The sequence below is a fragment of the Paramagnetospirillum magneticum AMB-1 genome (assembly GCF_000009985.1).
Taxonomy (GTDB): domain Bacteria; phylum Pseudomonadota; class Alphaproteobacteria; order Rhodospirillales; family Magnetospirillaceae; genus Phaeospirillum; species Phaeospirillum magneticum.
Genome location: NC_007626.1, coordinates 1,850,194 through 1,862,647, shown reverse-complemented (window position 1 = coordinate 1,862,647; position 12,454 = coordinate 1,850,194). Strand labels below are relative to the sequence as shown.

The 12,454-nt window shown below is 62.0% G+C and carries 12 protein-coding genes; 5 read left to right on the top strand and 7 right to left on the bottom strand.

Annotated elements, in window-relative coordinates:
- Window positions 1-247: 247 nt before the first annotated feature.
- Entirely contained in the window at window positions 248-1,708 is a 1,461-nt protein-coding gene (locus tag AMB_RS24310; protein ID WP_011384121.1) for a formylglycine-generating enzyme family protein, read from the bottom strand.
- Window positions 1,709-1,746: 38 nt separating this feature from the next.
- The gene (locus AMB_RS08680) at window positions 1,747-2,433 is read right to left on the bottom strand and encodes a hypothetical protein (RefSeq protein ID WP_148207356.1); all 687 of its coding nucleotides are present in this window, start codon (window positions 2,431-2,433) and stop codon (window positions 1,747-1,749) included.
- A gap of 310 nt (window positions 2,434-2,743) precedes the next feature.
- Here AMB_RS08680 and AMB_RS08675 point away from each other — a divergent pair, with 310 nt between their 5' ends.
- The 3 genes from AMB_RS08675 to AMB_RS08665 are packed head-to-tail and all read left to right on the top strand — an operon-like array spanning window position 2,744 to window position 4,795.
- Window positions 2,744-3,835 carry a hypothetical protein gene (locus AMB_RS08675; RefSeq protein ID WP_011384119.1) on the top strand — a complete coding sequence of 364 codons (1,092 nt, stop codon included), beginning with the start codon at window positions 2,744-2,746 and terminating at the stop codon, window positions 3,833-3,835.
- A gap of 25 nt (window positions 3,836-3,860) precedes the next feature.
- Window positions 3,861-4,538, top strand: coding sequence for a zf-HC2 domain-containing protein (locus tag AMB_RS08670; RefSeq protein ID WP_043743942.1), 678 nt, complete (start codon window positions 3,861-3,863; stop codon window positions 4,536-4,538).
- Window positions 4,539-4,573: 35 nt separating this feature from the next.
- Window positions 4,574-4,795, top strand: coding sequence for a hypothetical protein (locus AMB_RS08665; protein ID WP_011384117.1), 222 nt, complete (start codon window positions 4,574-4,576; stop codon window positions 4,793-4,795).
- A 36-nt stretch (window positions 4,796-4,831) separates the two neighbouring features.
- On the opposite strand, the gene AMB_RS08660 is transcribed toward AMB_RS08665, so the two are convergent.
- A complete protein-coding gene (locus AMB_RS08660) occupies window positions 4,832-6,385 on the bottom strand; it encodes a serine protease (protein ID WP_011384116.1) in 1,554 nt (517 codons plus the stop codon).
- Window positions 6,386-6,527: 142 nt separating this feature from the next.
- Between AMB_RS08660 and AMB_RS08655 the strand changes: the two genes are divergently transcribed.
- Entirely contained in the window at window positions 6,528-6,764 is a 237-nt protein-coding gene (locus tag AMB_RS08655; protein WP_011384115.1) for a type II toxin-antitoxin system Phd/YefM family antitoxin, read from the top strand.
- Window positions 6,765-7,151, top strand: a complete 387-nt coding sequence (locus tag AMB_RS08650) for a type II toxin-antitoxin system VapC family toxin (protein WP_011384114.1) — start codon at window positions 6,765-6,767, stop codon at window positions 7,149-7,151.
- A 105-nt stretch (window positions 7,152-7,256) separates the two neighbouring features.
- Here the strand turns inward: AMB_RS08650 and AMB_RS25100 are convergent, their stop codons facing one another.
- From AMB_RS25100 to AMB_RS08635, 4 genes are all read right to left on the bottom strand, one after another.
- Window positions 7,257-8,987: a hypothetical protein gene (locus tag AMB_RS25100; RefSeq protein WP_148207355.1), complete on the bottom strand. Its 1,731-nt coding sequence runs from the start codon at window positions 8,985-8,987 to the stop codon at window positions 7,257-7,259.
- Window positions 8,988-9,020: 33 nt separating this feature from the next.
- Window positions 9,021-10,535 carry a hypothetical protein gene (locus AMB_RS08645; protein ID WP_043743939.1) on the bottom strand — a complete coding sequence of 505 codons (1,515 nt, stop codon included), beginning with the start codon at window positions 10,533-10,535 and terminating at the stop codon, window positions 9,021-9,023.
- An 80-nt stretch (window positions 10,536-10,615) separates the two neighbouring features.
- Window positions 10,616-11,494, bottom strand: coding sequence for an SH3 domain-containing protein (locus AMB_RS08640; RefSeq protein WP_043743937.1), 879 nt, complete (start codon window positions 11,492-11,494; stop codon window positions 10,616-10,618).
- A 72-nt stretch (window positions 11,495-11,566) separates the two neighbouring features.
- The gene (locus AMB_RS08635) at window positions 11,567-12,427 is read right to left on the bottom strand and encodes a hypothetical protein (RefSeq protein WP_043743934.1); all 861 of its coding nucleotides are present in this window, start codon (window positions 12,425-12,427) and stop codon (window positions 11,567-11,569) included.
- Window positions 12,428-12,454 lie beyond the last annotated feature (27 nt).

Sequence of the window (12,454 nt, the reverse complement as noted above, 5' to 3'; positions counted from 1 at the left end):
CATTCCCCTCACAGGCTGAGTTCGGTCATCCACCGTTGGCACCAGCCACAACAGGAAGCGGCAATGCGCTCCCAGCGCTGGCCCCGTCTGTCGTGCCCTTCGCGCGAAACCATTACCACGCTCTCCCCAAAAGTCAGGGTGCGACGCGCCCTCTCGAAAAAATACAGGGCCAAGGGAGGGGAGCCCCCCTCCCTTGGAACCCACCCTCAAGAGGTAAAGAGGTTAGGATTCATGACCCAACGCTCTTTCAGAGCGTCCTGGCGAGGCGGAACCCCAGATCGAAGCTCCGAACGTCTTGGGGGTAATAGTTGCGGAAGGCGGAGCGGAGGGCCCACAGATAGTAGCCCCAAGCGCCGCCCCGGAGGACGCGGTAGCAGGAATTTGATCCCGTCCATGCGCTGCCGTCACTCGGGGCGCCGCTGTAATTATCGCGCCAACAATCCTGCACCCATTCGGACACATTGCCGTGCATGTCGTGAAGGCCGAAGGCATTGGCCGATTTGCTACGCACCGGCTGGGTCTGCTTGCCCGAATTGCGGTCATTAACAGCCGCCGAGGATAGGCACCCTTCCGATCCACCACACGACCATGGTGTCGTCGTCCCCGCCCGCGCCGCATATTCCCACTCCGCCTCGCTGGGCAGGCGATAGCGCTGGCCCGTCTTGGCATTCAGCTTGCCGATAAATATCTGCACTTCGTCCCAACTCACCCATTCCACCGGGCGGTTGGCGCCACGGAAGTGGCTGGGATTGTTGCCCATCACCGCCTCCCACTCCGCTTGCGTTACCTCCGCCTTGCCCAGCGCGAACGCCGTCCCGATGGTGACCCGGTGCTGCGGGCCTTCGTAACTTTGCCGCTCTTTCTCGCCCTCCGGACTGCCCATCATGAAGCTGCCCGGCGGGATGATCACCATCTCCGGGCAGATCGGGCAATCCTTGAAGGCTTGCCCGACCTTGATGCCGCTCTTGGCGAAGGCCACTGACGATTTGGCGACGTCGTAATCGCCCACCGCCTTGTCCATCGCCTGCTTGGCCCGATCGGCGGCGGCCTGTTTCTGCGACAGCGCCTCCTTGGCGCGCTCGAACGCCGCCCTGGCCTGTTCATAGGGCGTCTTGGCCGCCTCGACCTCGCCCAGCGCCCGGTCATAGTCGGTCTTGGATGACTCCATCCGCGCCTTCGCCGCCCGTTCCGCCTCTTCCGCCTTGGCGGTGTCGGAACTGCCGGTCGCGGCAGGAGGGGCAGAGGAGACAACCTTCGGCGTCTCGGTCGCCGCCGGAGCCGCCGGAGCCGCCTTGACCGGCTCCGACCGGACTGTGGAGGATGACTGCGAAGACGACGGCATGGGATTGTCCAACCGCTTCCAGCCGTCGGCAGCCACCATGCGACCATACTGGGTACTGGATGGTTCACCGGCCACGCCATAGACGAAGCTGGCCCCGACCACCTGGGGACAATCCTTTTTCAGCACGTTAGTTCCAACAATGGTCATGAAGTCATTGAAGCCGTCGGACTTGAGGGTAGCGGCATCCTTGGCCACCACCCGCAGGCCGACCTCCGCTCGGCACCAACCGCCCCCCTGAACCTGGGCGTAAGCCTCCAGCCCCTTTTTCGGGCTGTGTGCGACCAGCACATCTTCCGCCATAGCACTATTTGCCATGGCCAGGGTTGCCACCAGGGATATCCCCAGGATTTTCACACAAGTCTTCATGTTCTCCCCCACGTCCCTGGTGGCAGATCTTCAATCCGCTATTGCTTCTTGCAGGTCGGCGTGCAGGCCATATCCATCTTCGGGTCACATTCCTCGCCGAACGCGGTATCGACGACGCCATCCCCGCAATAATGGAGATGAATGTTCTGGCAGGTGGACGGAAACATCTCGATGTCACCCCATTTGCGGAATCGCTGATCCGGGATGTTCGTCTTCTCTCCCGCTCCCTTCTTCGTAGAATAGTTTTTGTCGTGTGGCGTGCTGGCAAGCTGGACGTAGTAGAAATATTCCGTACCGGCAGACGCCGGTTCGTCACTGTAGCCAAGCTCTTTCCTGTAGGCGACGTCATAGCGGATCTGAATATCCGGCAATGCCTCATCCCGGCGCTTCACCGCGTTGATGTCACAGCCATCGGTCCCGACAACGACGAAATTAGTGCCATCGGGCTCCAGTGTTCCAGCGGCAGGAACAACATTTGAGCTCCGAAACCAGGACGAGCATGACCCATCGGCGATGGCCCCGGGCGCATTCTCCCAAATGGTGACCTTTGTCTCGCCAGCCCGTATGAACCACAGGCCGGGATCCTTGTCCTTCGTCCCTCTGAAGATAGCGTCAAACGGTTGGATGCGAGTGGCTTTTTCCCGGCTGATGTACCAATCCACTTGGTAATTTTTTTCGCATTTCGAGAACAAATCCGTGCGCTTGACCTCGATGGCATGGGCCACTTGGCAAAGGCAGGATAAAACCAGTGCGGAAGTGGCGGATAGGCGAAGGCACTCTGATATTTTCATAACGTGTCCTTTCCGTGACTTGTATCTGGAGTCAATGGCAGGCCTCCAATAACCCAGGGAGTGGTCGTGGGGTTCAACATCTCTTTCATTGCGCCTCCCCACGAACCGACCAATTTTTCCCTATGACGGACACAGGCGGAAAATTTGCCCATGATTTTCCACGGGACCATGGTCAGTGTCTATCCCGGCGCGAATAGCTTGGGTACAGTAGCGCCGGAACAGGGGCGGAGAGTTCAGAGCCGATATGCAAATCCGGGCAAGCGATGACCGGTCCTTGGTGCGAGCGGTGGTGGACGGCGATCCCCATGCCTGGGAACGCTTGGCCCGCCGCATCGGCGATACCGTATGGACCGCCTGCCGGTTGCTGACCCCGGTCGAGGCCGAGGCGCGGGACGCCTTCGCCGACGTGGTCGCGGCGCTGCGCGCAAATGGCTTTGGCCGCCTTCGGTCCTATGGCGGGAACAGCCGGATTGAGACCTTCATCGTCCTGGTCGCCCGCGACATTCTGGCCCAGCGCCTGCTGCGGCTGTTCCAGGAAAAAGACCTCGACCGGGCCTGGACCGCCTTCGAATCTTTCTTCAAGGCCGATATCCGCCGCATCGTCGCCAACCGCCTGCCGGGGCCAGAGCGCGAGGACATGCGGGGCGACGCCTATCAGGACATCTGCCTGGCGCTGATCGCCGAGGATTACCGTCGCCTCAAGGCCTATGGCGGTGCTGGCAGCTTCTCCGGTTTCGTCCTGCACGCCGTCGACCGGCTGCTGATCGATTTCATCCGCCGCCACAGCCCCCGCCGCCGCCTGCCCGCCGCCATCGCCCGGCTGGGGCCGCTGGATCAGGCGGTGTTCCGCTATGTGCATTGGGAGCGGATCGCCCCGCAGCCCGACGCCATTCTCCCCATGGCGGCGCGGGAGTTCGATCCGCCCCCGTCATCCGCCGACATCGCCCAGGCGCTGGAGCGGGTGGCCAAGGCCCTGCCCGATGGCTATGAGCCCGGTGTGGCAGGATCGGCGCCGGTTTCCCTGGGTGATTGGGGCGAGGCACTGCCCGATGACGGACCGACACCGGAACAGGCAGTGCTGGCGGCGGAGGAGACGCGCCTGCTGACCCTGGCCTCCGACGCCTTGCGGAGTGCGAGCGAGGGGCTGAGCGATACCGAACGGCTTTACGTCATGATCGCCCTGGGGCATGGCCAGCCCCTGACCGCGCGGGACGTGGCGCACCGGATGCGCCGTCCGGTGGAAGAGATCTATAAGCTGAAACAGCGGGTGATGGGACGGCTGCGCAAGGCCATCGAGGACCACCCCGCCGTCAAACAATGGCTGGCGTCCGTCTAATGGGGTGCAAGGAGAGCAAGCGACCGTGACCCGTGAAGACCTGCATGCCCTGATCGACAGACTGCTTGGCGCCACCGACGCTTCCGCCGCCGGTGATGCGGAGTATGCGCGTCGGGCAGCCCATCTGGCCGATCTTCTCGACCGGGCGGGAGAGGTGGACTTCGCAGGTGATGCCGATGCCTCTGCCGCCCTGCTGGCCGCCTATCTCGACGGCGGCCTGACGCCGGAAGAGGCCGCGGCGCTGGAAGCCCGCCTTGCTCAATCCCGCGCCCTAATCCTGGAGGCCGACGCCTCCCAGGGCTTTGTCGAAGCCGTCGTCCAACAGGCCCAGCCGATTCCACAGGATCTGCTGGCGTCCATAATCGCCCCCGTGCCGGTGCCTGAGTCCGGGCCGAAAAAGCGCAGCACCTGGACGTGGTGGCTGCCCGGCCTCGCCCTGGCCGCCGCCGCTGCCGTGCTGGCCGGTCTGCTGATCACCCGCTCGCCTTCGGTCCCCACCGATGCCAAGGCGCCGATGATGGCGGCACCACAGCCCGCGCAGGAGGAGCGGCCCGCGCAGGTCGCAGCCCCGCAATCCACGACGGAAGCGCCAAAGACCGTCCCCGTGGGAAACGATACCGTCATTCCGGAGGCCAAATCGCCGCCTCCTCGCGTGGTTCCAATGGATTCGGTGGAACCCATGCCGCCTCCCCGGAGGCATTGACCAAGAGCGATATTGTTCTACCAGGAGGAAACTGCATGAAGACCCTGATGATCGCCGGACTGGCCGTTGCCGCCGTTTTCCTGTCCACCGAGGCCCGGGCGGATTCGTGGACCTGCTACCGAGTCGTCGATGGCAAGGGTGATGGCGGATTTGTGAAGGTAGACGCCAGCTCCCAGTCGGAGGCCGCGATGAAAGCGGTCGCCATGTACCGGGACATGGGCAAGAAGGTCGATAGCGCCGATTGCCGCCGGAATTAAGCGGCTGGCCTCCCCATGCACGCCATGGGGAGGCTTCTACTTCTGCGCCGCCACCAGCACCGCGCGGGGCAGCATGACCTGATAGAGGTCTTCCAGATTCATCTCCGCCGCCCCCTCCCCGCCGGTTCCGGCATTCGCCTTGCCGAGGAAACGGGTCAGTCGGCTGGCCTTGATGGCGATGTTCATGTCTTCCACCGGGGTGGCGCTGGTGCGGGACGCCTGGGCCGAGTCCATCTTGCCGACGGTGATGCCGATCAGGCGTCCGCGCTTGTCAAAGACCGGCCCGCCGGAATTGCCCTTGTTGATCTTGGTGGTCATCTGAAAGGTGTTGGGATCGTTGCCGAGCCCCATGGCCTTGGCGACGATGCCCTCGGTCAGCGCCGGTTGCTCGTCGCCCAACAGGCCGATCAGGGGAAAGCCCATGACAATGGCGGCCCGGCCCGGCGCCGGGTTGACGATATCGGCGAAGGGCACCACCGCGCCCTCGGGAAACGGCCGCTCGATCTCCAGCAGGGCGAGGTCGTCGTCGGAGGACACCCGCACCACCCGGGCGGTGCGGACATGGCCGGTGCCGTTGCGCACGGCGATGCTCGTCATACCATCCACCACATGGCGGTTGGTGACGATCTGCCGCCCGCCCTCCAGCACAATGCCGCTGCCCGTGTTGATGGCGGTACCGGGGGCGAAGGGCAGCGGTTCCGGCGAAGGCAGCACCGAGGCCGGGACGACCTTGCGGATCGGCACCACCTGGACGGGCCGGGGCTCGGGCGGCGGCAGCGGTGCGGCCTCTACAGGCTTGGGCGGAACCGGCTCCGGCCTGGGCGGCTCGACGATGGCGGGGGCGGCGGGACGGGGTGGCTCCACCGCCTTCAGCCAGGCGATCATGGCGTCGGCGCGGCCGGTCTGTCCGCGCTGGCGATAATATTCGGCAGCCACCTGCCGGGCCAGAATCGCCTCGGCCTTGCGCCCGGCGCTCCACAGCACCTGCCCTTGCAGGTCCAGCGCCCCAGCAGCAGTGGGATGAGCGGCAATGAAGGCGCGAAGCTCGGCCAGGGCGGCATTCGGCCCCTCGCTCTGGGCGAGATAGCGGGCCAGCACCAGGGCGACGTCCTCGGACTCGGGCCGGTCGGCGCGCAGGCGGCGCAGCCGGGCCATAGCCTCGGCCCCGTTCCCAATACGCAGATCGGCCCGCGCCAGCACCAGATGGGCGGCGACCTGATCGGCATCCACCTTCAGCGCCATCTGGGCATTGCGCCGGGCATGGGAGATATCGCCCAGGGCAAGCCGCGCCTCGGCCAAGCCGAGATAGGACTCCGCCTCGGTCTCCAGGGCGGCGAAGGAGGCATGCTCGAAATGGTCCAGCGCCTTCCCCGGCTTGCCCAGCGAGAGATAGATGCGGCCCAGCAAGAGATCGACCCGCGCCGCCGTGGGACCGTCGGTGATCTCCACGGTTTTCAGAACCTCGACCGCCTGATCGAACTGCTCCGCCTCGACCAGCCCCCGCGCCAGATCGAGGGAGGGCGCCGCCAGGACCGAAGCCGGAAGGATCAAGGACAGGAGCAAAACCGCCGCCCGACCACGCCGCATCATGGTGTTTCTCTCCCCCGCATCACCGGCCGTGAACCGGCATCCTCAGCATAGACGGACGACGCGGGGATTTCTGCCGATGATTCTTTGTGTCCAACACCCAAATGGACTAGACTTAGTCCAGTCAGCCTTTTGAGGTGCCGCCATGTCCACCGTCAACATCCATGCCGCCAAGACCCATCTGTCGCGACTGATCGAGGAAGCCGCCGCCGGGGGCGAGGTCATCATCGCCAAGGCCGGCAAGCCGCTGGTCATGCTGGTGCCGCTCGCACCCACCCCGGCCAAGCGCCGCCTGGGCGCCCTGGCCGGGCGGGCGCGGATTCCGGCGGATTTCGACGCCCCGCTGCCGGACGAGGTGCTGGACGCGTTCGAGGGTCATTGAATGCGCGTCCTGCTCGATACCAACATCCTGCTGTGGGCGCTGATCGCGCCCGAGCGGCTGGCACCTGACATCCGCGCCGTGCTGGAGAACCCCGCCACGGAGGTTTTGTTCAGCGCCGCCAGCCTGTGGGAGATCGCCATCAAGGCCGGGCTGGGCCGGGCCGACTTCGCGGTGAAACCGGCGGAGATCCTTGCCGCTGCCTTGGACAGCGGCTTTGTCGAACTGCCGGTCCATGCCGCCGCCGCCCTGCGGGTCATGACCCTGCCGCCCCATCACCGCGATCCCTTCGACCGCCTGCTGATCGCCCAGGCCATGAGCGAACCAGCTGTCCTCTACACTGCCGACACCCAGTTGGGGGTGTATTCGGAATTGGTCCGGATGGTGTGACGAGACGGCTTGCCCAGATGCCACCGAGACTAATCGAGGGGGACGACGCCACGCCATCTACGACGCGAGAAGCATCAGGGAAAGAAGTAACCCGCCAGCATACCCCTAATTATTATTTATTATGTCATCAATAGCACGCCTAAACGCATCACTCATCTTGGTGCGCCCAGTAGACATTCGGCATTGGTCAGCTAAGATGTTACCGGCTTTCAAAATAAAAGACTGTTCTTTTTTGTCCATTAACGTAAACACAGCAACCTCATTTGGGACAGCGCACCCCTTATCAATACGGCCAAGCTTACCAGACACGTTAAGATTACAACTATCCATGGATGGATCTGTCTCGCGCTGCTGAAAACTTATATCCAAACCTACCGCCCTCCAATCAATTGGCATCAACACAAAAAACATATTGGCATCTCCAGAAACCCTACCATTAATTGCCTCATCAGTCGCGTATAAATACACATCCGATAAATCAATTCTGCCAGTGATGCGCTTCTTTCGACTTGAGGTATGTCTAAAGCTCGTGGTGTCATATATATCAGAATCATAATCAAGCGTACATTCTGTGACCGCATTTGCATGTATTTTCTGAGTCACAAGTCTAGTTCCAGAACTGCTATAATTTGGCGGCGAATATCTCCAAGCAATTTCAGCGGGTGACCTGTTGATAATTTCAGAGATTAATCTTATTGTCTGCAACTTACCATCCTCAGTCAGGGTTAGTTTAACTGGAATTGATGCCCGCAGAATTGCTCCAGGAACAACATTGACACTTACATTGCCGCTATGAATAAATCCCGGCTCCACCTCCCCCTCTGCGTGCAAGGTATAGGGTCCGGCCATCAGAATTCCTTCATAAGGACACGCTCCAATTTCACGTCTTTTATTATTCTCTATTATAGAGAGGCTTAGCCCCCTTTCGCATGAAATAATGATCGCCCCATGCTCTGTACTTTTTTGGACTTCTGGTGTCGGATTTGGTGGCGCTTGCGGCAGGATAGCTACGGGCTTGACCGGCTCGCTCGGTACCGCTGCCTCGGGTTTTGGGGCCGTTGCTGGTGGATGCTCGACAGGCTTGACGGCCTCACCCGCAACCGATGGAGGTGCAGAAACCGGCGCATGGAACAATGCAGCCCCAGCAACGGCCCCGACAACCAAGAACGCCGCCCCACCCATCACCACCGGACGGAACGGAAACTGCCTGCGAAGAATCGAGATGATCGCCCCCAGAAGCCCGACAGAACCGATAGCAGCCCAAAACCCCATCGACGACACCCAAGGGCTATAGGATGTGGCGGATGGTCCTGGATTTGATGAGGTCTTGACCTCCGGTGCGGAAATAACCGGAGCAGGCGACCTTTGCTGAGTGGCGGTTGCCGGTTGACCGGGAGAGGGCTTTGGCGCCGGCTCAACATTGGAGGTGCGGGGAGAGGTAACGGAAGAAACTTCAGATTTTGGCTGGACCGCCCCCCCATTAAGTTGCCAGCTATTCTGCCGGTTCGCGGTTCCCTGAAAGACCAGACCGCCTCCATCCGCAACACCGCGCAGCACCATTGACGTGGCTTCGGGGCAGAGGTCGGGCAGAATGGTGTTCCCCAGCGCAACCACCAACCGAGCGATCCCCGGACCTTGGAAGAAAGCGGCGTCGTTGGCTGTCGCCTCGAGGCTGACGGAGGGCTTGCACCATCCCCCACCGCCATCAAGAGCAATGACGCGAAATGCGGGCGATTGCGAGAAAGCAATTTGCTGATTGCCGACAGCAGCCAACGATGGACCGTGCCATAGGCCCAGCAGAACGGATGCCGCAACAAGCTTCAGCAATCTAGCCATTGGATTCCCCCGCAACCGCGCTCTGCGACAAGCTTATTGCTTGGCGCAATACAAAAACGCCTCGTAGCACTTTGTTGTGCAGCCGTCGATGGAGCCACATTGTGACTCGCACTGAGACCGACGCTCTTTACAGGCCGCAGGAGCATTACGCTCTGTTTCCACATAGTCCTGCCAGTTTTTCTTGGTCTGATCGACGACGTTCTTAACGTAGCGATCCATCTTCTCGGCCAGAGCCTTGCCACCACCGGTCCCGAATCGCTCGCCTGCCCCATAGCAATCTACCAGATTCTGGGTCTGCCCATCCGCGACGCATGTGAGCTTGGTCCCGCCCGCATCGAGTGCGACCTTCGACGATACTCGCCCTTTGGCCCACCGCGCCATGGCGGAAAACTGCCCCGTCAGGGTGAAGGTTCCAATCCCGTCGCGCATGCCATCGACCATATCGCCGTCATAGGACATCTGCCCATTTTCCGTTCGGTAATGGAGAATTCCGGTTCCGCTGACCATACGGCGAGGGCCGGAACAAGGGCCATTCCAGGTGATCTCCCGGATATCTTTCGCCTCTTGCGGAGAATAGTAGGCGGGATATTCGGCGACCCGGCAGCCCTCCTTGGTTTGCAGCTCACGCATTCCTTCCGGAACCACGTCCGGTACAACGACTTTTTCGAGAGCGACCAGATTCACCGGGGTGGGAGCGGCGATCACCACTTGCGGCGACACTTCAGGTGTCACAACCGCGGGCGCCGCTACCAAGGGCAATGTTTCAGTTTTGGCGGCAGTAGCCACGGCAGCGGGTTGTTCCTGAACCGGAGGTGGCTGACTTGTCGGTGGCGTTGAGCGCCACAAAGCAGCCCCGGCCCCCGTGCCCCCAATGACGATAGCCGCGACCACCATCAACAAGTATCTCTGCGGCAGGCGTGGGCGCAGCATGACAAATGCGCCACCAGCAAGGACCAGGCCACCGATGGCGACAAACATGCCCATGAGCCCTCCGTGCGAGGAGCCCCCAGGACCAGCCTCCGTGCTGGAAGTTGAGGCCGCGGAGACAGATGCAGGTAGACTGTCGACATTGATTGCGGAAGGCTTGGGAGCAGGCGGCGGCACAGTTTCCACTTTGGGGGGGCTTGCTACAGCAATTTCCTCTTCAGTCGCCTTCGGTACTGGGGCGGACTTTGTCACGACCAGCGTCCAATTCTGCTCCTGGCTGGCCTGAGCCCGGTAAACCGGGATGGCAAATTCCTCATCCCCCACGACACCCTCAAAGCTCATCGAGCTTACGGCCAGACATCTGGCGCCCGGCAGAACGGAAGTCCGCAGGATCGGCATCAGGCTTTCCATACCGGTCCCCTGGAAGAAGCCAATCTCTTTGGCGACGACTTTCAGAACGAGTGAGCTTTTGCACCAATCGCTGCCGTCCGCTGGAGCAAATACGGCAACACCTAGTTTCTCGGACGCTGCGATCCGCTCCCCGCCACCGGCGGCGAATGCCTGCCAGCCAAACAAACCGACGATCAATACGGCCGCGACCCCCCTCAAAAGCGCAAACATCCGCCCCCCCCCTCGCACCAAACATTCCGAAGCGCCGCCCCCTGGGGCTGGTGCCCTGGAGACGGCACTTCCGCTATCATTCAAATTTGGACTTCCCACATCCCATTAGTTCCCTTGCAGGATTTAACCGTGTCATTGGTGCTTTCCCCTTTGCCGGAAACCTCCATCTTGGCCATCCGGCAGGTAGTCTTGGCCGGAACCATTTCGGCAACCAGACCAAGCTTGTCGAGGTCAGCGACCTCGGTAGCCTTGACCTCATCCAGATTGACCGGCTTCGTTAGCTGAGGGGGCTGGTCTGTGACGACCTCCGACGGCAGCTGGGCGAGTGCGGGCGGCGGCGGCGGAGCCTTCTTGACCAACGAGGCGTGGACATAGCCCACCGTGCGCTTACCCTTGCCGACAACGATCCAATCCGAACCGCTCACCTTGCCGACAGCCTGAAACCGCTCACCGGCCTGAAGCCCGCCGAGGGTGTCGGCGCTCTGATTCGGAGCCGAGCGCAAATTGGCGCTCTTGTTCGCAACATAGGTTTCTCCGATCAGATCCATGGCCGGAACCGGAGCCACCTTCTTCTCTCTGACGACCGCCACAGAACGCTGCTCAGTCGCGGTGCTGATCGGAGTGATCTTGGCCTTGGCACCAGTTTCCGGATTGCTCCAATTGACGGCCTGCCCGTCCTTTGATTCAGCCAGGGCCTTGGCAGTTTGCGCGGAAACCGCCTGTTGGTCCTTCTCGTCCAGCATCTTGCCGAGCTGATTGCCGAGATAGCCGCCAATCAGGGCGCCGACACCCATGGCGACATAACGTCCAGTTCCTCCCCCCAATTGCGAGCCGATCAACAAGCCTGCGCCGACCCCCACCGCAGTGCCGACATCCTGTTTGGTAATGTTGTCGGTCTGGCAGCCTGTCGTTGAGAGCAAGGCGATGATGGATACGGCAGCGGCACTTTTTCTAATCATTATTCCCCTCCTGAAGCGTTTTCGTAGGTTACCAAATCTGCATGGCATCGCAATGGCCGCACCAAAGAGTCATTAAAACCTTTTTACCAAGCCCATCGCTTTGACCTTGCCGCCATTCAGGGCAAGGAAGGCCTCGGCATAGTCGTTGCCAGCCAAGAACACCCGACCGACCTTATGCAGGAAGCGGTCGAGCAAAGCAGGCTCTCCGCGCCATGCCGCCGCCATGACCTTGCGCACCTCCGCGCCGTTGCCGCTTTCCACCAGGGCGACGGCAAGGCGCCACAGCGGGAGCGGCACGCCATCGCGCTGGGTGCTGGACGGGCCATCCCAACTGACCGCCAGCCCGCCGGCATCGGTACAGGTCAGGCGCGACGACCGACAGATCTCGGTGACGACGGCGCTGACCGGGCGGCGCAGGCTGGTCAGCTTCGGCTGCAATCCGGTGTCGGGGCCATAGGCCAGCGGCACCTGGGAAACGAAGGCGGCGAAGGGATAGTCATCCTCCGCCCCCACGGAGCGTGGTACGAAGGTCGACGGCGTCAGGAATTCCGGAATACCGTCGCCATCCACATCCTTGACCGTGTCGGCACAGGGCTGCCAGGACGGATAGGCGTGAGTCTCCAGCCGCTTACCCGGAACCACTAGGGTGCAGGTATTGGGCACTCGCCCCCGAATGTCGGCGGATTGGATCAGCACGGCGCGCTCGGCGATGCCGGGCAGCGGCCGGGCCAGCGTGCATTCCGTTTCGTCGCGGTCGCCGTCCCTGGGGATGCAGGACCACAGAGTCTTGCCATCCTTGCGAATCTCCAGAAGGACGCCGGAGACCGGACGCAAATTATAGCCGCCTCCCAGCTGGTGCGTCTCAGCCGCCAGGGCCGAAGCGCTCCAAAGAATGCCGGCGATAAGGCCGATGGCGGTAAGTCCGCTGCGCATCACGACGATGGTTCCCTCTGCCTCTCC